Origin of the sequence: Undibacterium sp. Ji50W (assembly GCF_049340445.1) — a bacterium.
In the GTDB taxonomy this organism is placed as follows: Bacteria; Pseudomonadota; Gammaproteobacteria; order Burkholderiales; family Burkholderiaceae_D; genus Undibacterium.
On sequence record NZ_JBMPOX010000010.1, the window covers coordinates 171,889 to 195,201 of the forward strand.

The 23,313-nt window shown below is 50.2% G+C and carries 24 protein-coding genes; 7 read left to right on the forward strand and 17 right to left on the reverse strand.

Annotated features, from left to right (window positions below; translation table 11 throughout):
• Positions 1-9 precede the first annotated feature (9 nt).
• Positions 10-681 (forward strand): ABC transporter ATP-binding protein, encoded by a 672-nt coding sequence (locus ACO0K9_RS15955; RefSeq protein ID WP_422986618.1) that lies wholly within the window; start codon positions 10-12, stop codon positions 679-681.
• Between the two features lie 19 nt (positions 682-700).
• Here the strand turns inward: ACO0K9_RS15955 and ACO0K9_RS15960 are convergent, their stop codons facing one another.
• The 4 genes from ACO0K9_RS15960 to ACO0K9_RS15975 all read right to left on the reverse strand — a co-directional run bounded on the left by ACO0K9_RS15960 (position 701) and on the right by ACO0K9_RS15975 (position 3,820).
• Complete coding sequence (locus ACO0K9_RS15960; RefSeq protein ID WP_422986620.1) at positions 701-1,588, reverse strand: metal-dependent hydrolase; 888 nt, start codon at positions 1,586-1,588, stop codon at positions 701-703.
• An 89-nt stretch (positions 1,589-1,677) separates the two neighbouring features.
• Positions 1,678-2,553, reverse strand: coding sequence for a helix-turn-helix domain-containing protein (locus tag ACO0K9_RS15965; protein WP_422986622.1), 876 nt, complete (start codon positions 2,551-2,553; stop codon positions 1,678-1,680).
• Between the two features lie 94 nt (positions 2,554-2,647).
• A complete protein-coding gene (locus ACO0K9_RS15970) occupies positions 2,648-2,977 on the reverse strand; it encodes a DHCW motif cupin fold protein (RefSeq protein WP_422986624.1) in 330 nt (109 codons plus the stop codon).
• A 243-nt stretch (positions 2,978-3,220) separates the two neighbouring features.
• Positions 3,221-3,820 carry a hypothetical protein gene (locus ACO0K9_RS15975; protein WP_422986626.1) on the reverse strand — a complete coding sequence of 200 codons (600 nt, stop codon included), beginning with the start codon at positions 3,818-3,820 and terminating at the stop codon, positions 3,221-3,223.
• A 352-nt stretch (positions 3,821-4,172) separates the two neighbouring features.
• On the opposite strand from ACO0K9_RS15975, the gene ACO0K9_RS15980 reads away from it, so the two are divergent.
• Positions 4,173-5,906 carry a DUF4214 domain-containing protein gene (locus ACO0K9_RS15980; protein ID WP_422986628.1) on the forward strand — a complete coding sequence of 578 codons (1,734 nt, stop codon included), beginning with the start codon at positions 4,173-4,175 and terminating at the stop codon, positions 5,904-5,906.
• An 18-nt stretch (positions 5,907-5,924) separates the two neighbouring features.
• Here the strand turns inward: ACO0K9_RS15980 and ACO0K9_RS15985 are convergent, their stop codons facing one another.
• From ACO0K9_RS15985 to ACO0K9_RS16015, 7 genes are all read right to left on the reverse strand, one after another.
• Positions 5,925-6,959, reverse strand: coding sequence for a glycosyltransferase family 2 protein (locus ACO0K9_RS15985; protein WP_422986630.1), 1,035 nt, complete (start codon positions 6,957-6,959; stop codon positions 5,925-5,927).
• A gap of 6 nt (positions 6,960-6,965) precedes the next feature.
• Positions 6,966-7,892, reverse strand: a complete 927-nt coding sequence (locus ACO0K9_RS15990) for an NAD-dependent epimerase/dehydratase family protein (RefSeq protein ID WP_422986632.1) — start codon at positions 7,890-7,892, stop codon at positions 6,966-6,968.
• On the reverse strand, positions 7,889-9,025 hold the full coding sequence (locus tag ACO0K9_RS15995; protein WP_422986634.1) for a glycosyltransferase family 4 protein: 1,137 nt from the start codon (positions 9,023-9,025) through the stop codon (positions 7,889-7,891). Before ACO0K9_RS15995 ends, ACO0K9_RS15990 begins: the two co-directional genes overlap by 4 nt.
• Positions 9,006-9,881, reverse strand: coding sequence for a glycosyltransferase family 2 protein (locus ACO0K9_RS16000; protein WP_422986636.1), 876 nt, complete (start codon positions 9,879-9,881; stop codon positions 9,006-9,008). Before ACO0K9_RS16000 ends, ACO0K9_RS15995 begins: the two co-directional genes overlap by 20 nt.
• Before the next feature lie 19 nt (positions 9,882-9,900).
• A complete protein-coding gene (locus tag ACO0K9_RS16005; RefSeq protein WP_422986638.1) occupies positions 9,901-11,823 on the reverse strand; it encodes a hypothetical protein in 1,923 nt (640 codons plus the stop codon).
• 479 nt (positions 11,824-12,302) lie between these two features.
• Entirely contained in the window at positions 12,303-12,770 is a 468-nt protein-coding gene (locus ACO0K9_RS16010; RefSeq protein ID WP_422986640.1) for a pilin, read from the reverse strand.
• Positions 12,771-12,923: 153 nt separating this feature from the next.
• Positions 12,924-13,361 (reverse strand): pilin, encoded by a 438-nt coding sequence (locus ACO0K9_RS16015; RefSeq protein WP_422986642.1) that lies wholly within the window; start codon positions 13,359-13,361, stop codon positions 12,924-12,926.
• A 396-nt stretch (positions 13,362-13,757) separates the two neighbouring features.
• Here ACO0K9_RS16015 and ACO0K9_RS16020 point away from each other — a divergent pair, with 396 nt between their 5' ends.
• On the forward strand, positions 13,758-15,464 hold the full coding sequence (locus ACO0K9_RS16020) for a Wzy polymerase domain-containing protein (RefSeq protein ID WP_422986644.1): 1,707 nt from the start codon (positions 13,758-13,760) through the stop codon (positions 15,462-15,464).
• A gap of 65 nt (positions 15,465-15,529) precedes the next feature.
• On the opposite strand, the gene moaC is transcribed toward ACO0K9_RS16020, so the two are convergent.
• Positions 15,530-16,033, reverse strand: a complete 504-nt coding sequence (moaC, locus tag ACO0K9_RS16025; protein WP_422986646.1) for a cyclic pyranopterin monophosphate synthase MoaC — start codon at positions 16,031-16,033, stop codon at positions 15,530-15,532.
• A 45-nt stretch (positions 16,034-16,078) separates the two neighbouring features.
• On the opposite strand from moaC, the gene ACO0K9_RS16030 reads away from it, so the two are divergent.
• Both ACO0K9_RS16030 and ACO0K9_RS16035 read left to right on the forward strand, forming a co-directional pair.
• Positions 16,079-17,641, forward strand: a complete 1,563-nt coding sequence (locus ACO0K9_RS16030; protein WP_422986648.1) for a M48 family metalloprotease — start codon at positions 16,079-16,081, stop codon at positions 17,639-17,641.
• Positions 17,642-17,778: 137 nt separating this feature from the next.
• Positions 17,779-17,925 (forward strand): hypothetical protein, encoded by a 147-nt coding sequence (locus ACO0K9_RS16035; protein WP_422986650.1) that lies wholly within the window; start codon positions 17,779-17,781, stop codon positions 17,923-17,925.
• 173 nt (positions 17,926-18,098) lie between these two features.
• On the opposite strand, the gene ACO0K9_RS16040 is transcribed toward ACO0K9_RS16035, so the two are convergent.
• The 5 genes from ACO0K9_RS16040 to ACO0K9_RS16060 form a co-directional block, all read right to left on the reverse strand.
• A complete protein-coding gene (locus ACO0K9_RS16040; RefSeq protein ID WP_422986652.1) occupies positions 18,099-18,806 on the reverse strand; it encodes a hypothetical protein in 708 nt (235 codons plus the stop codon).
• Between the two features lie 98 nt (positions 18,807-18,904).
• Positions 18,905-19,513, reverse strand: a complete 609-nt coding sequence (locus tag ACO0K9_RS16045; RefSeq protein WP_422986654.1) for a DUF2946 family protein — start codon at positions 19,511-19,513, stop codon at positions 18,905-18,907.
• On the reverse strand, positions 19,513-20,469 hold the full coding sequence (locus ACO0K9_RS16050) for a YheT family hydrolase (RefSeq protein WP_422986656.1): 957 nt from the start codon (positions 20,467-20,469) through the stop codon (positions 19,513-19,515). The genes ACO0K9_RS16045 and ACO0K9_RS16050 overlap by 1 nt, the downstream gene beginning before the upstream one ends.
• 51 nt (positions 20,470-20,520) lie before the next feature.
• Positions 20,521-20,952, reverse strand: coding sequence for a YybH family protein (locus ACO0K9_RS16055; RefSeq protein WP_422986658.1), 432 nt, complete (start codon positions 20,950-20,952; stop codon positions 20,521-20,523).
• Between the two features lie 12 nt (positions 20,953-20,964).
• Complete coding sequence (locus ACO0K9_RS16060) at positions 20,965-21,168, reverse strand: zinc-finger domain-containing protein (RefSeq protein WP_422986660.1); 204 nt, start codon at positions 21,166-21,168, stop codon at positions 20,965-20,967.
• A 261-nt stretch (positions 21,169-21,429) separates the two neighbouring features.
• Between ACO0K9_RS16060 and ACO0K9_RS16065 the strand changes: the two genes are divergently transcribed.
• Both ACO0K9_RS16065 and ACO0K9_RS16070 read left to right on the forward strand, forming a co-directional pair.
• On the forward strand, positions 21,430-22,176 hold the full coding sequence (locus tag ACO0K9_RS16065) for an AzlC family ABC transporter permease (protein ID WP_422986662.1): 747 nt from the start codon (positions 21,430-21,432) through the stop codon (positions 22,174-22,176).
• Positions 22,173-22,496, forward strand: coding sequence for an AzlD domain-containing protein (locus ACO0K9_RS16070; protein ID WP_422986664.1), 324 nt, complete (start codon positions 22,173-22,175; stop codon positions 22,494-22,496). Before ACO0K9_RS16065 ends, ACO0K9_RS16070 begins: the two co-directional genes overlap by 4 nt.
• Positions 22,497-23,313 lie beyond the last annotated feature (817 nt).

The following is a 23,313-nucleotide window of genomic DNA, read 5'->3' on the forward strand; positions in this document are numbered from 1 at the left end:
CTTGAGCATTTGAATAAATTCTATGCTGTCGGTACACAGGCAGAGACACAGGTTTTGCACGACATTGATTTGTCGATACAGAAAGGTGAATTTGCCGCCTTGATTGGACCATCCGGTTCGGGAAAAAGTACCCTATTGAATATTATCGGTCTGTTGGACAGACCAACTAGTGGCAAACTGTATCTGATCAACAAAGAAACCAGCCACATGGACGATGCGGAATTGACCCGTCTGCGCGGAGAGGCGATTGGTTTTGTGTTTCAGGCGCATTATCTTCTGAGCGCTTTTAGCGCGACAGAAAATGTCATGATGCCGATGTTGATGCAGAAAGGCAGACCAAATACCGCCATGCGCGAGCGCGCACAGGCTTTGCTGGCACAAGTCGGGCTCGCACAATGGCAGGATAGCATGGTGGGTAATATGTCTGGTGGGCAGCAGCAGCGTGTCGCCATTGCACGGGCACTGGCATTAAACCCACCGCTTATCTTGGCAGACGAACCTACAGGCAATCTGGACACCAAATCCACCGATGCCATATTTGAGCTTATGCGCAAGGTCAATACAGAAAATGGGACAACTTTTTTGATGGTGACCCACAATATGGAGCTGGCAAGACGCTGCGACCGCATTATTGAACTGGTTGACGGACGCTTGGTCCCCTCTGCTGGCGTGCCGGTGTGAATCAATTTGGTTCATGAAATTATGGCTTGCCTGCAGCCGGTGTAGTTACTCCAACGTTTTTGTAAATATCCGCATTTGTTGTCAGCCAATCCTTGGTCAGATGTAGATTGTCTCTTTCCCATGGCTGGAATCCTGGTTTGAAGTAAGCCAGATACTGGGGTAAGGAAAACCATAACAAGCCACGGCGGCCAAAATAAAATTTCAATCCTTGCCATAGCGTTTTAGCTTTGAATAATTCGCCATCGCGATACAGACAATGGGCAGTCTGTACCGCGGTGTCAAAGCTGAACAGTATCGTCACATAGAGTAACCAGGCGACGCGCCGCCAGTAACCACCTCCCAGCGCTTGATAGACATCAAAAACCACTGATTTGTGTTCGGTTTCTTCTATCGAATGCCAGGTCCATAAACGTTTCATCGGCTCTACAGCATCCTCCACCCATTTTGCTTCACTCAAGACACCGTCGGCAAAAATTGCAGTGAAATGCTCATACGCCATGGTGATGGCCAGGTTGTTTTTGACATTCAGCCCGGCTGCCGTGCGTATGCGCCAGGCTACAAAAGGTTCGATGAAATAACTCAGGCCCTGGGCATTCAGTTGCAGGTTGTATTGTTCATGGATATGGCGGTGGGTGGATTCCTGAGCGATGAAACCCTTAACATCGGCTTTCAGTTTTTCATCGCTCAGTAGCGGCAGGGCAGCGCGTACGCTGTCGATGAAATACTGCTCCCCCAGAGGAAAGCTGAAGGACTGGGCATTGAATAACTGTGAGCGAAACGCATCGTTACCCAGCCAGTGGCGTGGAAAGCCCTTAGAGAAATCGATATGCAAATGCCTGACCTGCAAGCTTGCATTTGACTTACCCGCTACGGTGCCCGCTACGATGTTGTTTTCAGTCTCGCTCATCTTGCTTCCTCATGTTTAATCATGGAAAACAGTCTAAACAATATGTTTGCCGCGCACTTGTATCAAAGCGTCAAATTTGTACCGACCCGTCATTCGACCGATAAAAACAGATCGTAGAAATCTTGCGTAGCGATGCGGTAAATCCAGTAAGCCGGGTCCTGGCTATTGATTTTTTGCCTTAGCTGGGCCGGGGCAATGCCCGCCAGCTCCAGATATTCCCTGTGCATATGGGCCTGGTCGTAATAACCGGTGTCTTGCGCAATCTGGGTCAGGTCACCCCAGGCTACATCCGGTCTGATCAGGGCGGGCAGGGATTGGCCAAAGCGCACGATACGCCGGACATCGCGTAGCGTGACACCAAAAGCATCACGTACCCGGCGTTCAAGCTGCCTTTGCCCTATCCCAAAATAGGCGGACAGGTCCAGCAGGGGAAAGAAGATTTTCTTATGTGCAGCCAGAAATGCAGCACCGATACTACCCTTTTTTTGATGATCAAGTATCTCCAGCAAAAAATCTTGGAACAGCTTGACGATGTGGCCGATCTCAAGCTCGCTGTCCAAAGAGCGTAAAAATGCACTGAGTTTTTCTTTGGCCACCAGTCTGTCCATCGCGATGTAGCCATCAGCGATGTCGTTGACGTTCAGGCCGGTAGCCTGATGCAGCATGCCGGGCCGCAGGCAGACCGAGAGCGCCAGGGTATTTGCCGGATAGTGCACATGCATGGGCGTCATGGTCGGTCCACGCAAGAAAAAACGTGGTGATTCTGTACGACTTTGGTCTGCATTTTCTATGTGACCACCACCACGCACGAACAGCATGATGGCTGGACATAGCGTAGCGGGTAAGGATGCCTTGCAGTCATCCAGTTCCACCACCAGTACATGCATGAGCAGGGTCGTCAGCTTGGGGTGCACAGGGAAGACCTGGTGTCTGACTGGATAGGTAATGGAATTGGGCTGGTTCAAGATATGGTGAGTAGCATGTGCATAAATTCAACCTGCCCATTTTACTGGGTTTACGTTGGTGCAGGCTGCTATCTCAATTGCTTGGTCTGATCTCTCAATCAACAATAAACAGCCTGGCACCGGTAGTGGTCGATGAGCGATGGGCTTCGGCACTATCGGCTACCTGGTAGCTCATGCCTGCCCGCAAGCTCACTACGCGGCCATCGTCCAGTTCCGTGTGCAGTTCGCCTTCCAGGCATAGCAAGATATGGCCTTTGCTGCACCAGTGGTCGGCCAGATAACCGGGCGTGTATTCGACCATGCGCACCCGTATGTCACCGAAGTGGCAGGTGCGCCAGTAGGCGGTGCCGGTCACCCCCGGATGGGTGGTCGTTGCTATCGAATTCCAGTCTGTGGTGCCAAAGGGGATGTCCGTGATTTTCATTGCTATCCTTGATCGTGGCGGTGTCAACACAGCTACCACTGTAGACCAGCCGGTGCGACAGCACAGGTAACAATTACTGCTTATTTTGACGGCATTCTGTAATGCAGTTCAGTCGTGCTGTCAGACGCAGGCCTTGGATCATTCATGTTTGCCTTCATGAAAAATGGTATCGGATTGCCCTTGTCTGTTGCTTGCATTGACAGATCAATTTTTGTAACTCATTCTGACATAAACAGAATGAGTCTATGTGGATAGTACTAGCGAGTCTATCAATTGATGCAGGCCAGCGGTCATGGCCTTGACCGAGCCTTGCATGTCCCATTCATCATTATGGATATTGACAAAATTCGAGATGGCGCGCAACTCCAGGAAAGCCTGATTTTCTTGCAGGCAGGTATGAAAAAAAGCGGCGCCTTCCATGTTTTCCAGATCAACTTCGCCGGTATTCACAAACGGTGCCATGGCTGCATTCAATGACATGCTGCGCGCCAGCGGGAGGAGCGGCTTGGCTGGCAGATGCGGGCAGGCCAGGGTATGGCGGCGTTCAAATTCCATGTCTATCGGTAAGTGGGCAAGATGCACAAAGCCGGACGGGGTGAAGAAGCCGAGATCACCTTCCACTTCTGTGGCGACCAGGCAGACATCGCCGATCTTCAGGCCAGAATGGGGGTAGGCACCGGCGATGCCTGCCATGATCAGCAAGTCCGGCTTGTGCTGACAGATCAGTTTGGTCGTCGCATGCGCCGTGGCGCTCAGGCCGACACCAGAGATGACGGTGCTGACATCGTCACGCTGAAACAGGCTGGCTTCGGTCTGGGTGGGGAACAGGACGGTGATTTTCATGGGTTTCTTGTAAATCGATAAATTTCTGACGCGCTTGCCTCACGATTTTTCTTGCTGACAGATTATCGCATTGAATTGTTGACATCGATCAAAGTACAGCGTCGCTTCTTTTTGGTTTGGACTGGTGTGAGGTGCATCGCGAATTGCCCTAATTTTCACTGGCTATTGTTTGAATTGGACATGGAATTTATCCACTATACTTAGCAAAAATAGTGTTTTTGCCGTACGGAAAAATAACTATGTTGAAATTATCCAGAATTCTGCCGTTATAGAGCTAGAGACGGACTTGCTTGCGGGTAAGGTCTGTCATATTGTTTTTCTATCCTTTGCTGTAAATCGTTCAGGTGCAATGATGGCCAAAACCAATAAAGAATTTGTCACGGGCCTGTATCAGGTGTTGTGGAATAAACCGGCTGATCAGGCCACGGTTGATTTGTATGCGGCGCGTCTGGATTCCGGCTTGCTGACACGGGCGGGTGTTGAATACAATTTTTTGACCGCACCTGATTACAGCCCGGAAGCGGAACAGATAGTGCGTCTTTATTTTGCCGCCTTTAATCGCATCCCTGACTATGATGGTTTTTTGTTCTGGATGGGCGTGCAAAGAAACGGTGGCAGTAATCTGCAAATTGCCCAAACCTTTGCGCAATCGGAAGAATTTGTTGCCAAATACGGTAGCAATATATCGAATACCCAGTATCTGGACCTGATCTACCAAAACGTGCTGGGACGCAATGCGGATGTCGCAGGCCGTGATTACTGGCTGCAGCAAATGGCGGGTGGTATGTTGCGTGGTGAAATTCTGAACCAGTTTGCGCAGTCATCAGAATTTCAAACCTCGGCGGCAACCAAGGTGTATGCCAGCGTGGTGTACACCACGCTGCTGGGACGTATGCCTACCGCGGCAGAGGCTGCTGCTGCGCCTACCAATGTTGAGCAACTGGTGCTGAAGGTAGCGCAAGCATCTGAAGTGACGCCGACCATAGGCAGCATTAGCTATTCTTCCACGGTATTTAATGAACAACAGATCAATGACGGTAGCATCGTCAATACCGTCACCCTGATCCTGACCGGTGATACCTTTAAGGGCAATGTCGGTGCCAGCCTGGGGAAAGTATCGAATGTGCCTGCCGGCCTGACGGCCAGCCTGACCAAGACCACCGATACCACGGCAACCTTGACACTGACGGGTTTTGCTACCAGTAATAATAGTGTCAATAATGTCAGTAATTTGACCGTGACGCTGGACAATGCCGCATTCACTGGTGGCAAGGTGGTGAATATCATCAATGCCGTCAAGTCTGATCTGCAAATCAATTTCATCGATATCCCACTGAATGAAACCAATCATTTGTTGAGTGGCAAGGGGGCGTTGACGACACCGCTGTCAGTGGATTTGTTGCTGGACAAACTTTTGCTGGATGGTAAGAACCTGGATTTACTCAGCGGCAGCATACAGCAGGTCAATAATGTTGATCTCAGCAGCCTGGCTGCAGCTACCACTACAACCACAGGTGGCAGCAAAGTTACCGTGACGACTACCCTCAAGGGTGATGATGGCAATAACCTACTGATAGGTTCTGCCTACCCGAATTTTTTTAACGGAGGCAAAGGGAATGACACCATGCAAGGTGGTGCTGCTATTGACACGTATTCGTTTGGTATTACACCTCAGGAAAATGGCAATGACCTGATCACTAATTTCGCGATAGGCAAGGGTGGGGATGTATTGAATTTTTCATCCTTCCTGAATAAAACAGGTACCACCAAGATTGCTGCCGTGAACGCTGCCAGCGTGGTGCCCAAGGCCTGGGCAAATGGGGATGTACTGACAGTTCAGGGTAATGCGCTGGACCCGACAAAACTGGCTGCCTTATTTGGTGCTGGCAAGGCTTTCGCTGCACCGACAGTAGCTACCAAGATGGTGCTGATCACTGCGGATATCATTGGTGATGCCAGTATCTGGTTTGTGATTAATCAGAATGATGTTGCGAATATCACGCCCGATGAAATTACACTGGTCGGCACGCTCAAGAATATCAATAACCTGAGTCTGGTGGGGTTTGATGTGACGAACTTTTTGTGACACATCTAGCTGCGGATTTTATTTAACTTCGGGTAATCCATGCCTGAAAAGCATGCGCAGTTTATACGGGACCAAAGAGAATACTTTGAGGTAGTCAGACTGACTGACAACGCGCTTGCTTTGTATTTGACGGCGCCAGGCAGCCAGCCTTTTCTTTTCCTGCCACTGTGATTTCAAGCAGCCCCAGTAGATTTGGCTAAATAATGTCCAGCGCTGTTTTAACGCGGCAAGTACCAAGCCTTCCAATAACAGCATGCACAAATGCAGCGGTAAAAGAAGATAAATCAATGGCGCAGGACTTGTCATGATCATGACATAGGTTTTGTTACGTTCAGATGCCACGCGTCGTGTCAGTTTGGTGCTGAGTTTGTTTTCAAGCACCTTGCCGCCACCCAGGCTTTGTCCAACCCAGTGACGAAAACCGGATGTCCCCAGGGCTAGCACTGGATAGGCGTACAAGCGCGCTACACAGCAGACATACATGTCTTCTGCAAGGGAGCCAAACCAGTCTGGAAAACCACCAATTTCCATCCACAATATTCGTGGCATCCACAAGCAGGCACCGATGATCATGCCTGCATCTTGCTTTTCCGGGTTCAGATTGGGAACTGGATTCAGGAATAGATCAAAACTGCTGCCTATGTCGATCAGTTTGCCGGTAGCCGCGTCATACTGTGGCAGGCCCAGTATGGCAGGCTGCTGCAAATTTTGTGCATGCGCGTAGAGTGTGGCAATGGCGTCATCAAACAATTCTGCATCATTGTTTAGCAAGAGTAAGTATTCACTCCTTGCAATGTCTGCCATGCGGTTATTCGATATGCAAAAACCGACATTGTCATTGCTGGCAATCAGCCGGACCTGAGGGTAGTGGGTGCGAATATAGTCGGCTGAACCATCGCTTGAAGCATCGTCATGGACGATGATTTCAATTGCGCCGGAAAATTGCTGCTGCAAGACGGATTGCAGGCAGGCGTCGATCAGCTTGAGTCCATTGTAATTGGCAATGCAGACGCTGCAGACGGGGGCTTTGTCCGGTGGTGATGCAGAGGTCATCGGGCTCTATCCTTGCAGACTTTGCCAGGTCAGTGCTATTCCCTGGTCGAGTGAAACCTGGGGTTGCCAGTTCAATTGCCGGGAGAGCTTGTCGTTATTGAGTACGATGCGTGCCACATCCACCTGGCGTACCGGCTGGTAATTCACTTTCAGCTTGCGCCCGCACATGGTTTCCATGCTGCGTATGACTTCATTCAGGCTGTGGCCGACGCCATAACCGATATTGTAGCTGCCGCTGACATCACCCTGCCGTATCAGGGCCAGACAGGCATGCACCAGATCATCGATATACAAAAAATCACGTATGGTTTCGCCGTCGCCCCAGATATCTATGGTGGTGTCGCGCAATACATGTTCCAGCATGGTACGGATGACACCAAAGCCCGGACGGAAAGCCTGACCGCAGCCGTACACGTTAGAGGGACGCAATATGGTGACCTTGCTGCCAGTCTGCACCTGGTAGACCTGCAAAAAGGCTTCTATGGCAACCTTGCCAGCACCGTAATACGAACGTGGCGAGAAAGGGGTATTTTCAGATACTGGTGAACTATCAGGATTGCCATAAAAAGTGCCGCCAGAAGAAAAGAACAGCAGTTGTTTTGGCCCGCATTCATTGAGCAATTCAATAAAGCGCAAGGTCGGCAGTATATTCTGGCTTGCTTCCAGTGTCGGCTGTTTTGCCGAAACGCCTGGTGTAGTCGACGAAGCCGCATGGATAATCGTAGAGCAGCCAGGTAACAGGCTACGCAAAAGATCGCTGTTGTCCATGCTGCCGCGGTGTACTTGTATATTTGACGGCAACGCGGGTTCTGCATGCCTTGCCAGAATATGGATGGGGCGTTGCCGGCAAGCCGGGTCATGTTGCAGGCCACGGGCAATGGCTGATCCCATGAAGCCAGTGCCACCAATAATCAGGATGCCATCGCTGTTCATTTTTTTGCCATCAAATCAAAATAGGCTGATTCATAACGACTTGCGCAATCGTCCCAGGTACCGATTTCTGTTTTTATCCAGGTTTGTGCTGCTTTGCCTGTGAGTTCATTATTCTCTGGATCGTCGAGGAAATCCAGCGCCTGTTGCAGTTTGGACTGGCTATCGCAAATCCAGCCGGTTTTTTTGTCCTGAACCAGGCTGGTATGTCCAGGGATGTCAGAGACGATCACTGGCAGGCCAGCCGCCATGGCTTCCAGCAAAACCTGTGGACGGCCCTCATCATGCTGACTGAGTGTGAGTACACCGGTTGCCTGCGGAAACCATTCGCCGACCAGAGCGGTGGGGTTGGTGGGTCCATGATAATGCAGCCAGTCCGGTAGTTCTATCTGCTCCTGCATGGGGCCGAAAAGGTGTATTTCGCGTTGCTCATGCACCAGATCTTTAGCCCATTCCAGCAAGGTGCCCAGCTTGTTTTTTGTGATGCGGGTAATCACCAGCCATTTCTTGATCGCCGGTGCCGGAGTGTGTCGCTGTATGGCAAACCATTTCTTTTCCACTCCAAAAGGAATGACACGGATTTCTGCTACATCGCCAAAGGCGTGTTGCAATGTTGGCTGCATCCATTCTGCATTCGGGGCAATGATGCAGGGACGCTGTGCCATGACATGACGTAGTGCTGCTTTCATGCCGGGTAGCCGTAGCAAGGCGAAATCGGTACCGAGGACTGTAATCAATGCGGGTGTGGCGCTTCCCCATAAAGGCAGGGCATTTTGCAGCCAGTTGACGTGGGCAACGTCAGGCTGATGTGGCCCGCGATAAGTGCGTCGCAGCAGGTTTAATAGCTTGAGTACATAAAACGCGCCTTTTATCCCCTTGCTGCGCACGATATGGGCGATACCACCTTCTGCCAGCATGCCATCCAGCCATAGCGCATCTTCGCCTGTCAGGCTGTTGCGAACATTGGCAGGTATGTCGCCAGAAGGTGCCCACAGGCTGAGCGTCAGCGTTGTTTTTTCCGACAGCGATTGCAACATGTCAGCAATAAATCGCCCCTGCCAGTCTTTTGCATTTTTCGGGTACGAGGTACTGACCAGCAAGACATCCAGGCTAGCCTTACTGGCCAGATGGCTCATTGTCGCTATCCTTGTAGTGCAAGGCAGATACCTGTTCCGAGACTATCCCCATCAGGAAGGTGAGTATGGCCGAGATAAACATCAGCGCACTCATATTGGTGAAGCGGTGCGTGGTGATAAATGTATACAGATAATAGGCCAGTCCTGTCGTAAAGAACGACAGGCTGATCGGCAAGAACAGTTTTTGTGGCGAATACAGTGTGCCGATCTTGATAATGATCAGCAAGAACCGGAAACCATCCTTGATCACATGCACATGGCTTTTACCGATGCGTTTTGGCGCTTCGATCGGCACATAGGCTATGGCATAGCCAGCACGAAAGAAACTCATGGTAATTGTGGTCGGGTAAGAAAAGGTATTCGGTAGCAGGTACAGGAATTTGCGAAACTTCTTGGCATTCACTGCACGGAAGCCAGATGTCAGGTCATGTATCTTTTGCCCCACCATCCAGCTCGACAGGCGATTATAAAAACCATTGGCGACAGCGCGGTGGGCACCAGCTTGCGATGCGCGGTCGCGCGCACCAACTACCATGTCGTATTTTTCACCCAGTTTCGCCAACAGGCGTGGAATATCTTCCGGCTTGTGCTGGCCATCAGCATCCATGAACAATAGCGTTTCACCCTTGGCCGCCCTGGCGCCAGACTTGATGGCACCGCCATTACCTATGCTGTAAGGATGAGAGATGACTTTCACCTGATTTTGCTGGCATATCTCTACCGTGTTATCGGTAGAACCATCGTCAACGACGATGATTTCTGCCTCGCCTGCATATTCTCGCAGTTTGGGTAACAGACTCTGCAAGGAAGCAGCTTCATTCTTGGCAGGAAGGATGATGGACAGGGTAGCGGACATAATGATGGTCTTGTTGTTTTTACTTGATAAGCTTTTCCAGCTCGGCCAGTGAGCTGGTATGCGTTTGTAAATGATCAAGCTGGCGAACCACGGTAATTTGTTTTTTCGCTTCTTCGTTCAATTTCAAATTCACGAGCATGATTGCGGTATTCATTTGCGCATCAATATCATTCGGTGCCGAGGCCGCAGCGTCACGAGCGGCTCGCAAGGCGGCCGTCGGATCTTGCCGGATTCGCAGCAAATAGTCACTCCATGCAAACAGTAATTGCGTTTTTGTTTTGCCTGTCAAAGTCGGATTTTTTAATGCCGCCTCAAATAATTGCCCGACAGTGATGTCAATACCCTCGCAATTTTTGGCAATCGCGCACTGGCTTAATCTTGATAGAGAGTTTCCAGTATTGGTTGCAAACGGGAATTTAGTCAAGCGTTGCGTCAGTGCGCTGACCCATACATCTTCAACCGGCATCGTTCTATTCGCATTCAATGAGATCAAACCCATTAATCCCAGCGTGTCCGAAGCGGATAATTCGGCTGCCTTGGCATAAAACTGGTAAGCCTGCTTATAGTAGTCGTCCGCTTCTTCCTGATTTGTTGCCGGCATTGCTGCATAAAATGCCGCGATATCCATATTGGCCCTGTTTGACTCCGGATGGTGTGCGACTTCCTTCAGTTTCATTTCTACCGCATTACCCCATTGAGCGGCTCTCAGATAACTGATGCTGCCCAGCATGATCAGGATGAAAATGGCCAGCAAACTACGGATTTTCATACTCTCGTTGTGTTTGCCAGGCACAAACAGGTAAAACATGAGCGCAAAAATCAGGCCGAAAGACGGCAAATAATTTCTGTGTTCATGAATTAATTCCAGGGGGATGAAACTTGACTCCAGACTGTGGCCGACCAGGAAAAACAATATGCCGTAGGCCGCAATCGGTACACGCTTATACCCAACAAGGCCAGCTATCCCCAGTCCCAATATCCCCAGGCAGGCGGGCAGGGTGGTAATGGGCTCCAGCCAGTCTTTGGACAAGGAGATATCGTCATGAAACAATCCCAGCACATTAATATCTGGCACAAATACCAGGCGTATATAAAACCAGATGATGCGTGCTTCGGTCAGCATGCGTTCTGCCAGGGTAAAGTCACGTATTTTGTAAGTATTACTCAGCCATTCTGGATGTAATGCCAGAAAAATTGCTATCCCCAGCAGCGGTATGGCCAAGGTGCAGACGTATATGGTTTTGAGTAATTTTCTGGATAGAATTGGCGCATTAAAGCCAAAGAAAATACATTCGGTCAAAAAAAAGAAAAATGGTAGCAGGGCACCGTTTTCTTTACTAAAAATAGCCAGTGGAGTGCATATAAAAAAAGCGGCGAATATGTACAACCAGCCTTTACTGTTGCTTGCCATCTGCAAGCGGCCGTGCACGTAAAAAATCAAGCCAAGAAGACAAAACAAACTACTCAAGCTGGTCATGCGTTGCACAACATAGAGTACACCGGACAGATTCAGCGGGTGCAGTAACCAGGCTGCGGCAATACATACACTGACCCAACCAGCATTTTCGAGCGGAATACTGCTAGTAAATTTCGTGCGATGGGCTTTCAACAGCAATGTGCTAAAGAAAAACACACAGATACCATTGAGCAAATGAATAATCAGATTGGTGAGTTTGAATTGAGCAGGATTATTTTCCGCGACCAGATAATCCAGGGCAAAACTTAGCATGCTAATGGGGCGGCCAAGTGCGCCGGCTGTTCCGGAAAAAGCGGCTTGCTTCAGCCCCAACCAATTCAGACTGGTGATACGGAGTTTATCGTTTTCAAGAATATTGACGCTATCGTCAAACATGAAATAGCCACTCAATCCGGGCTGGTAAACAAAAAATGTCAATACCAGAATAAGGAACAGAGCCAGTATAGGGAAACGATTTTTTATCATTGTCTAAAAAGAAAAAGGTCCGAAGACCTTCTGTTATTTAATTTATCTTAACGGTGTAGCAGCTCAATAGTATCAGCGTTACTCCGGAGAAAGTACTCAATTAGCGCAGCCTGATAGGGCAGTAATTGATAAGTGCTCTTGCGCTCTTTAGGATATGTATCGTGATTATAGTCAATATTATACTGAAAGCATCGCATTTATAGCCAAATTATCCGCTGTTTTATCCAGATATGTTTTCCCAGTTTTGGAGGCAGAGGGAGTTTTTACGGTTGCTACTTAAATGACCAAAAGAGAGTTTGTTTAATAGGACTTACGCAAAAAAATATGCCGGCAGCGCTATTGATATTGGCCGTACCACTTTCGTCGCCACCTTGCCGGGAAAATTTTGCGTAAGTCCTATTTAATCGGGTATTACTATAATACTTGGGAAGTAAATGTTTTCTGCAGCAGTTCAATCCATACTGAGTAACTTAAAGCAATTACGCTTTAGGGATATATTTGGCCGGTATGCTGCCACTGACTGTCCAGCGCATGGAGCCAACACCACAGACACCATCGTAAGTAACTGTTTTGCTAATCGCAGTACCCAATTCTGGCAATGATTGCATTGTGGCAGTAATCTGGATTGATGATGCGGTATTGGCAGTTACACCAACGGAAAGAACGTATTTACCAGCGATAGACAAAGCAGCTGGGATACCCAGAGTAGAATTTGCAGTGGCAGATGCCAGAGTACCGCTAGAGCACATAACACCAGCAACTTGCAATGCTGGACTAATCAGGTTGCCTACTTCAGCAACTTTTGATTTGATTGTATAGTCTTGATAGGCAGGTATTGCGACAGCGGCCAGAATACCAATAATCGCAACAACAATCATTAATTCTATTAACGTAAAGCCACGTTGCATATGCTGCTTTGCAGTTAAGTGTGATGTTTGCGTTTTCATGTTATTACTCCCTCAACTTGTTATCGATATTTCAAGAACATCAGACAATATTGATGTACCTTTGGCGCAATTTTTTTGCCTGCTGCTTAAAAAAATAGGGAGATGCTTAGATCTCCCTATTCTTTGCTAGCTGATACTTTAGCTATTTAGCTATTAAGCTTTAGGCAGATATTTAGCTGGAACGGTGCCGCTTACTGTCCAACGCAGGGAGCCAACGCCACAGGCGCCATCGTAAGTAACTGTTTTGCTAATTGCAGTACCCAATTCTGGCAATGCTTGCATTGTGGCAGTAATCTGGATTGATGATGCGGTATTGGCAGTTACACCAACGGAAAGAACGTATTTACCAGCGATAGACAAAGCAGCTGGGATACCCATTGTTGAGTTTGCTGTAGCAGATGCCAGAGTACCACCAGAGCACATAACGCCAGCTTGTGCCAATGCTGGAGCGATCAGGCTACCAACTTCAGATACTTTGGACTTAACTGTGTAATCCTGGTAAGCAGGAATAGCAACAGCAGCCAGAATACCGATAATCGCAACAACGATCATCAATTCGATGAGGGTAAAACCCTTTTGCATAGTTTTCATGATAAATCCTTAAAATTGAAGTGAAACAAGACTATATTAAGTGCTGCACTCACCTATAAGCATGATATGTGCCAGCTTTTTTAAACGAGAAACTTCTGATCAAAATAGGAATAGTTCAGAAGCTGATCTACAACAAGCAAGTTGCTTGCCAGCCATATTCTCACATGGGTACAACACAAGTAGCCGATTTTTTTACATCTGCTTACTTGCCCGGCCATTGCGCGGCCGTTTTTTGTCAATGCAGGAAATGGCAGTGACAGAATTTGTTAATTGACGATTTTTGTTGGCTGTTTCGGGCCGTATTGTGTTCATCGCCGTGCGATAATTTACTTGTCGTCAATATGAAAAGCAGACTGCTACATGGTTCCCAGCGTATTTATGAAGGAAAAATCAACAATGGCGATTGCTGTTTTTGCTTTTTTGTTAATTTGTTCTTACGCCCATCCTTTTCATATCCACCCCTATCGTACTTATTATCATGACGTCCTCAGCGTCCTGGGTTTGGTACTGGCCTTTGCATTTCTCGCGGCTGAGACAGCGCCACGGCTACGAGTGCCAGCCATCATCTACCTGTTCGTAGGCTTGCTGTTATGGATAGGCATGCAGTTTATTGCTGGCCATCTTGAAAACGCGGCTGACCTCATCCTGCCCATTCTCTATATAGTTGCATTGATAGCTGCCATCATGATAGGGGCAACCTGGGCGGCGAAAGAGGGTGGCGTGACATTGCTGTGTCAGGCCCTGGCGGCTGCCCATCTGCTTGCTGGTCTGTTGTCGGTGGTTTTGCAGTGCATACAGTTGTCTGGCTTATATGCCTGGCCGTTCGTCATGTATATCGCCACCAATACGCAGCCCTTCATGCGTCCGTTTGCCAATGTGGCACAGCCGAATCAACTGGCTTTGTTGCTGTGCTTTGCCCTCGCTTCGAGCTTCTATCTATATAGAGCACGCAAGATGCCAGCATGGTTGGTCACAGTGGCAGTGGTTTTCCTGCTGTGGGGCTTGACGTTGACTCACTCGCGCATAGGCTGGGTGATTGTTCCGGCATTTGTCTTGATGTGTGGCCTGGGACGCTCTACAGTCAGTGGTAACGTAATTGAACCGCGGGTCAGCCTGGTATTTTGTATTGCCATGGCCTTGTTGTATGCCGGTATGGTAGCGGCCTTGCCTTCATTGGGCGAAGTATTCGGGTTTAGTGGCGGCACAATTGCTGAACACGTGGGCGGACGTTCCGAGCGCATGGTCTTATGGTCGCAGGCCTGGCGCATGGCGGCAGAACACCCGTGGTTTGGTGTGGGCTGGTTTGGTTTTGGTGCTGAACAGGTCAGGATAGCGGCAGATCTGGGCTCGGGTACCTATGCTGAACATGCGCACAATCTGATCTTGAATTTTGCAGCAGAGCTGGGTTGGCCGTATACCGTGATGTTGATGTTGACACTGGCGTGGTGGTTTGTTCAAACCTGCGTCCAGCCTTCGGCACATCTGGCGATTCAGTTTACCCGTTTGTGTTTTGTCGCTGTGATGGTGCACAGCATGGTTGAATTCCCTTTATGGTATGCCTATGTGTTGATACCAATAGGCGTTCTTATGGGTATGGTGCACCAGATGCGCTGGCCGGCAGACGGCGTGCGGGTGGCGCCAGCCGCCTTGTCTGTATTGGTGGCAGTATCGCTGTTGCTGATGGCCCTGATCAGCCTGGATTATCAACGGGTGGTTGCCGGTTTCCAGGCTTTACGGTCCGAGCAGTCTGGCTACAAAGCGCCGCAGGCCCCCATGCAAAAGCCAGTGTTTACTTTCTTTCCACAATTCTTTGACTATTTCACTCTGACCAGAATCAATCCCCATGAAGGCATGTCAGCAGACGAAATTGCCTATATGGAAAAATGGGGAGCGCGATTCGGTTTTGTGCATATCATCAACAAGTTGGCCGAAGCCTATGTATTGAATGGACAACCCAGGAAAGCTGAACGCGCGATGCTGAGCCTGCAACGACTGCATCCGACGGTCTACACGGAATATTGGGATTACTGGAAAGCCAAGTCGGCCCAGGACGAACGCTACAAGGCCATTTTTATCAAGATGCCGCCACGTGATGCGCCATAAGCACCAGGAAACGCCCCACTGCGTTGACGGCTTCTTTATTTTACTGCCTGATCTTGCTGATCTCGCTATCCGTCAATCAGGCTGACCCAGTCCCCGGATTTGCCGCCATGTTTTTCCAGCACCCGCACGTCGGTCATCACCATGCCGCGGTCGACTGCCTTGCACATGTCATAAATGGTCAGCAGCCCGACCTGGACGGCAGTCAGTGCTTCCATTTCGACGCCGGTTTTACCAACTGTTTCAACCTGAGCCTGGCAACTGATCGTGGCTGTGCCTTCATCAATGCTAAAATCAACAGCGACCCTGGTCAGGGCCAGAGGATGGCAGAGTGGAATCAGATCGCTGGTGCGTTTGGCCGCCATAATGGCGGCGATGCGGGCGATACCAAGGACATCCCCTTTTTTGGCATTGCCCTGCTGGATAATGGCCAGGGTTTCCGGCTTCATGCGGATTTTACCAAGGGCAATGGCACTACGGTGGCTGTCATTCTTGCTGGCGACATCGACCATATGTGCTTGCCCACTGGCATCAAAATGGCTGAGGCCCTGGTTTGTTGAATCATTACTCATTATTGTGATAACAGGCAAAAAGTGAAGAAAAAAGGAAGCAATTCAGTGTCCAGGCATCATAGCATTGCGAATACGGTCCGTCGCACATTTCGCCGCACTTCTTTGTGTGCCGCCATCTTGCTGATTGGTGGTCTGGGTAATCTCAGCATGGCACCCGAACTGGCTCATGCGCAAAACCTGCCTACACTGGGCGATACCTCACGCGAAGAATTGTCGCCACTGGCGGAACGCAAGCTGGGTGAGCAGATCATGAGCGTGGTACGCCGCGACCCGGATTTCATGGATGATGCCCCGGTGTCAGAATACCTGAACCGCCTGGGCAATAAAATGCTGGAAACCCGCCCCGATGCGCGTGGTGAAACATCGTTCAATTTCGAATTTTTTGCCGTCCGCGATCCGGTGCTGAATGCCTTTGCTTTCCCTGGTGGCTTTATCGGTTTTCATTCAGGTTTGATCCTGGCAGCACAATCTGAATCGGAACTGGCTTCGGTCATGGGGCATGAAATTGGTCACGTGGCCCAGCGCCATATCGCCCGAATGCTGACCAGCCAGAAGGGCGATGCACTCATTCCGCTGGCGGCATTGGCACTGGCCGTGCTGGCTGCACGCTCCAGCCCGGATGCCGCCATGGCGCTGGCGGCCGGTGGGCAAGGCTTGGCGATACAAAAGCAATTGAATTTTGGCCGCGACGCAGAGCGCGAAGCTGATCGCGTTGGCTTCCAGATTTTGCGCGATTCCGGTTTTGACCCGTCCGGCATGGTGAGTTTTTTCGGGCGCCTGCAAAATTCGACGCGAAATTACACCGACAATGTGCCGCCTTACCTGCGCAGCCATCCGCTGACCAGTGAACGCATTGCCGATATCCAGTCGCGCCTGGTCGACCAGCGCTATCGGCAGCACGCTGACAGCCTGGAATTCTTGCTGGCCAAAGTCAGAGTGCGTGTCTTGCAGGACAGTACCATTCAGGGCTTGATCGATGCCATTACCTACTTTGACGTGCAGGCCAAATCTGGCAAGCTGGAAGACCAGATCACTGCCAAATATGGCCATGCCTTTGTTGCCTATAAACGGCTGGATTACAAGGAAGCAAGGGCACTGCTGGACCAGGCGCAGAAAATGATTGAAAAGGATGCCAGGTATAAAGACCTGCTATCGCAAAGCAATATGTTTGCAGACCTGTCGATCGACATCCTGATTGGTAGCCAGCAAACCGGTGCCGCCGTCAAAGAAGCAGAAAAAGCCATGCGTGACCTGCCTCTGTCACGCGGCGTAGCCTTGCAATATGCAGAAGCCTTGCTGGCAGATAAAAAAGAAGAACAGTCCGCCGCATTTTTACGCGACCAGATCGTCTTGTACCGGCAAGAGCCGCAACTGTATAACCTGTTAGCCAAGGTCTACGACGCCCAGGGCAAACAAGCTGCCCAGCATCTGGCCCTGGCCGAAGCTTATGGCATACAAAGTAATTGGGACGCTGCCCTGCAACAGCTGGAAATCGCCCGTCGTGACAAGGACGCCCAGTATTTTGAATTGTCCGTCATTGATGCACGTGAGCGTGAATGGAAAGAGAAGCACAAGGATCAGATGGCAGATGAGAAAAAGCGGCGTTGATGGTTTGAAATAAGGTATTCATTGCCCTCTATTTGCAGATGGGATGATGGCCCCTGGTCAGAAGAATAATTTCCAGATAATGCGCAGTAAATATCGCTTCATGTATGAAGTCTGTTCTATATTTAAATAGACCAGTGATGAAGAAAATAGTGTCGGGCATTTGCGTTGCCTGCATGGTCGCCGGAGTGGCAAGTGCCAGTACGGCAAGCGCGCAAGATGCACCTGCGCCTGCAGTCAATGCAGGAAGCGCCAGTCAGACCGCAGCTACCTGTTCTACGCCATGAAAAAATGGCTACGACAAGAATTGCATTATGCATCCAGATGCCGGTACCTGGCCAATGACTTGTGAGCAGGCCGCCACGCAGATATGGCTACACAAGGTTCTTGCAGCATTACGCTGGAGTCGCCTTTTAAGGGCTGCAATCAGGGTTGACTGTTTAGCGATCAATCATTTTCATTATTTAGCTACGGGTGGGCCATAAACCTCATTTGCCCACCTTTCTTTGATCATAGGTAGCATTTTCTGAATAAGCGGATCGTTCGATCTAAGTAAATCACCGGTAAATGTACCTTTATAGAATACGGTATTGTCCGGGCGATAGATAATGATGAAGTCCGTACCTGTATCTTTGGGTTCATTTCCGAATCTCTGTCTATAGAGGTTGTAATGTACTACTTGATAGACAAGGCCTTTGAATTGGTACGAGTAGCTAGCGCGGACTGCCTGATTCTTAAAAATTTCCTCGACTTGAGCGCGGCTTGCTCCCGATTTTAAATCTGTTATCGGTAAAAATCCCATCCAACTGACGACTTTGCCCGACAATTTTTCGACAATTTTAGGACGCCAAAGATTATCCTGATAACTGGGAATAATTTCGTATTCTTTGTTGATTTCAAAAACTGCATAAATCGCCACCGCATCTCTTGAGGTCTTGCTTTCAATCCCGATCGAGTGTTTGCCAGGCAATACACGTACTTCCGCTTCTGCCTGACCGTGTGAACCCAATTCATCAACAAATTGAATGATTGCATTTGGATTACTCAGTGTAGCGAGTTGTTCTGGTGGCAGTTTGGGACCCAGGTACATATCAAACGCTGATGCACCAAATGCATTCGCGACTGCAAAAAAAATACCAAAGAAGAATAAAGACAATAATTTGTTCATTTTGTGGCGTAGTTGTGACTGTGGAGAAAACAAGCGTTGTTACCGAGGACTATGGTGAGAATTCATCTCACCCGTATTTATGAAGTGAGTTCTACTTATTATCCTTTGACTCTGGGCCGTGCCACAAACCCAAATTCTCGCATCAGTTGATTCTCTTTACAGCGCTGCACTTCCAGGCTTAAATCACGCGCACCAGGCGGTTGCAGTAGAAGCTTGCCGTTGGTCATAGTATCATCTAGCCAGGCAAGCAGCTCTTCATCTCTCACGGGCTCCTTATCTAGGCTAAGCCAAGTCAGACATTCAGCCAGATCGCGGTCATCCAGTTGCGCCAGGGTGGTACCGCTGCTGAGTTGCAATCTGCCTTGTGGATCAAGGAAGGCCAGTTCGGGTGTGAACGCTTGTTCACCGTGTTGCAGGGAAAAACTGCCGTGGGCGGTGGTGGTGGCGATGAAGGGGGTGGCTTCCAGGTCTACATACACGCGTTGCGGGCCATTCTGAAAATACCAGCAGCCATCTGCATTGCAGAGATAATTGCGCGCGATGAAGGCCAGCAGGGTGGGGTGGCGGATGACGTCACCAGGCAGGTTCAGGGCCTGGCAGCGGTCGTCGCGCATGCGCCAGTTGCCACGTGCGTCAAGGGCCAGCCAGCCATAGCAATGGGGTACATTCGGCCATTTTGCCAGTGCTGCCTTGACGATGTCATCCATCAGCTATTCGCCTCAAAGAAGTGCAGTATCTTTTGTGGTAGCCAGTTCAAATGGCCTGGCACATTCCCTGCGGCAAAGCCGACATGGCCGCCGTGTTCGGGGTATTCCAGTGTGACACAGTTTGCTGCCTGCGCGGGTAAATGCTGGCCGGGCAGGAAGGGGTCATTCTTCGCGTTCAGCACCAGCGTCGGTACGGTGATGTCCTTGAGTATATGCTTGGCACTGGCGCGATGCCAGTAATCATCGGTATCCAGATAACCATGCAGCGGAGCAGTAACGACATTATCGAACTCATACAGGTCCCTGGCGTTGAGCATGGCATCTTTATTGAACAGTCCGGGGAACTGATCGAGCTTTTGCAGGCACTTGGGTTTGAGCGTCTTCAAGAACATGCGCGTGTAGATCATGTTGAAACCGCTGGACAGTGAAGCGCCGCCCTGGGCCAGATCCAGAGGCGCAGACACGGCGCAGGCTACACTGACGATGTCGGCATGGTGCTGCGATTCGCCCAGCCAGCGCAACAGGGCATTGCCGCCCAGTGAGACGCCGGCCGCATAAAATTTACCGTCGGCATGTCGCTGGTGAAATTGCTGATACAGAGTCTGTATGATCCAGCCTATCTCTTGCGCATCGCCAGAATGATAAAAACGCGGGGCCTGGTTCAGTTCGCCAGAACAGCCACGAAAATGCGGTATGGCACCCGACCAGCCACGCTCAAGCAGGGCTGCCATCATGGCACGCGCATAATGGCTGTCGCTGGAACCTTCCAGACCATGGAACATCACCACAAAGGGCTTGCCTGGTTCGCCATCCAGAAAATCAACATCCACAAAATCGTTGTCCGGCGTGGTCCAGCGTTCACGTCGCAAGGGCGTGACGGGTTTGTTGATAAACACGGCCGGATAAATTGTTTGCAAATGACCGCCGGGTAACCAGCGTGGTGACAGGTATTTCATGTAAACCTATTTCATGTGACTCTGTTCCATTGGAGCGTATGCCATGGCGGTTTAATGCAGGATGTTGGCCTTGAACATATCCCGCGGTGCCTTGCCCGATGCGACAGAGGCATGGTGCATGGTGATACGCCAGCCATGCGGGGTCTTGACATAGACGTTGGTGGCAAGCACATGGACGTCCTGCTTGCTGTCACCGGGACGCTGAAATTCTTCTACAATGCTATGTACCGCAGTCAGCATATTGTGGGTGGCGTGCAGTTGCAAGGGACGAATATTGACATTGCCGCGTTCAAAGATGCTTTCCCACGAGCTGCGTATTGCCGCATGACCGATCAGCCTGCCTGCACCTGGATGGATGCAGACGATTTCTTCGTCCTCGGCCCACAGGGCCATCATGCCATCCAGATCGGCACGGCTAAGGGCATCATAAAAGGCAGCTTCGACCTCGTCTGCACTGCCATTCATTTGCTTTTTTGCGGACATGATCGTAAAGAATCAATGCGCCTTGAGCACAACGCCCGGCGCCAGTTTGTATTGCGTGCCGCAATAAGAGCAGGTCGCGCTACCACCATGCGACAAATCCAGGAATACGCGCGGGTGGGATGACCACAACGGCATGGCAGGATTAGGGCAGTGTGCCGGCAGATCCTTGGCTTGCAATTCGACGATGTTACTGGTGGTGCTGGCTGGTGTGGACATGGTGACTCCGGTAAATAATGATGATGCGGGAAGCCGCCGGGCCTGCTGTCAGGCAGCCTGCTTTCCCAAAATAGAAATTGCCACCGCGATTTTAACGGATTCTGGCCTTGCAGAGTGAGAATGCGTGGCGAGCTGGTTTGAATTTGCGATTTGTCAAATTGAGAATAAATGTTGGCAAATGGGGCAGGGCAGGGTGTCCTGGGCAAGCTTTTAGTTTCACCGTTACAATAATGGACTTTTCCGCATTTCCTCCCCTCTTACATGTCATTCGATACCGACAAGGCTGCATTCAAGGAAGGTTTGAGAGTGGGCGCACCAACCTGGTTTGGTATTGCAGCCTGGGGTCTGGTGGTCGGGATTGCCATGATCAAGGCTGGCCTGACATTGCCGCAGGCACTGGGCATGAGCCTGCTGGTATTTGCCGGATCAGCCCAACTGGCTTCATTGCCCCTGCTGGCGGCGCATGCCCCTGCCTGGGTGATTTTTGCAACTGCGTTGGTGGTCAACCTGCGTTTCCTGATTTTTTCTGCCATCCTGGCACCCCATTTTTCGCACCTGCCATGGCGTACCCGCGCCTGGCTGGGATTCATGACCGGCGACATTGCGGTTGGCTTGTTCATGCAGCGTTACCCCGAATTTGGCGAGCACAAGGGCAAGCTTGCGTACCTGAAAGCCCTGGTTTTTCCTAACTGGGCATCCTGGCAAACGGGATCCATTGTCGGTATCTTACTGGGCAGCCAGGTGCCGGGTAGCTGGGGGCTGGGTTTTGCCGGTACGCTGGCCATACTCTGCATCATGCTGCCACTGATCATTAATCGCGCGGCCTTTGCCGGTGTGGTGGTGGCCGGCATTTGTGCCTTGCTGGCGGTGAATTTGCCCTACAAGCTGGGTCTGTTGCTGGCAGTCTTGCTCGGCATGGGGACCGCCATGATGCTGGAAGAGTTTTTGGAAGGCAAGAAAGCCGGCCATGATCCGGCCAATAAAGAAACCGGCGAGGAGTCAACATGAACGATTGGGAAGTCTGGCTGGTCATCGTCCTGTTGACTCTGGCCACCTTCATTGCCCGCAGCGGTTTTTGGCTGGTCGGGCATCACATCAGTTTGCCAAAACGGGTACAGGAGGCTTTGCGTTACGCGCCAGGCTGTGCCTTGGCCGCCATCATCGTGCCGGATTTGTTATTGACCAGTGGTCATGTGGAAATCGGCTTGAACAATCCACGCCTGCTGGCAGGCTTGCTGGCAACGGCTTTCTTTTTGGTGCGGCGAAATATGCTGCAGACGATATTTTTTGGGATGGCGGTGTTTACTTATATTCGATTGGGCTTGTGAGGCGGGGGCTTGGCCTGGTGTGAAGCCAAGCGCATAGCGGGTTTCATCGAGGGGTCGTGCCCTTAATTGCGTCGCTCCGGCGGCGTTCGTTGCATGTCGTACTTTGATTAAAAGATTGCTCTTCGTGGACACAAGCCGGGTCTCGGCCCGGCGGCCGAATTCCTTTCTTTGCTTCGCCAAAGAACGGAATCAAAGAAAGGCGACCGCAGACTCGCCCTTCGGGTGCTTACGCTACGCTTCAGCATAATTTGTGCGTCACAAAAAATGGGAAAGCTTCGAAACTCGCTGCGCTCAAACACGAAGCTTTCTGATCCATTTTCTGTGACGCACAAATTACATCGTCCCAAGCGGATTAAGGTCAAAGACAACGTCAAAAACAACTGCAACAGCAAAGTCAAAACCAACGTCAACATAACCGCATTCATATTTATTTGAATGCCATCGATTAACCATGGTGTAGGGGTTGTAGTTGCTTTTGACTTTGTTGTAGATTTTGACGTTGTAGTTGTTTTTGACTCTCATCCGCTTGGGACGAAGCCATTTGTGTAGTGCAGAAAATGGAAAAAGAAGGGCCGGTGTCTGAGCCGCAGGCGAGTTTCGGACCTTCCCATTTTTTGCACTACATAAATGGGCACTCCCGCAGGGAGCGAGTCTGCGGTCGCCTTTCTTTGAATACGTTCTTTGGCGAAGCGGTGTGTGTCAAGGTAGTTGTCGCCTCAATTTAAATTAAGCAGCCTTCATGTACGCCTTTTCTTCTACACGAGCCTTCTCTGGATTGAGATAGACGCTGTCCCCCAGTGACCAGTTCCGTGTTTCT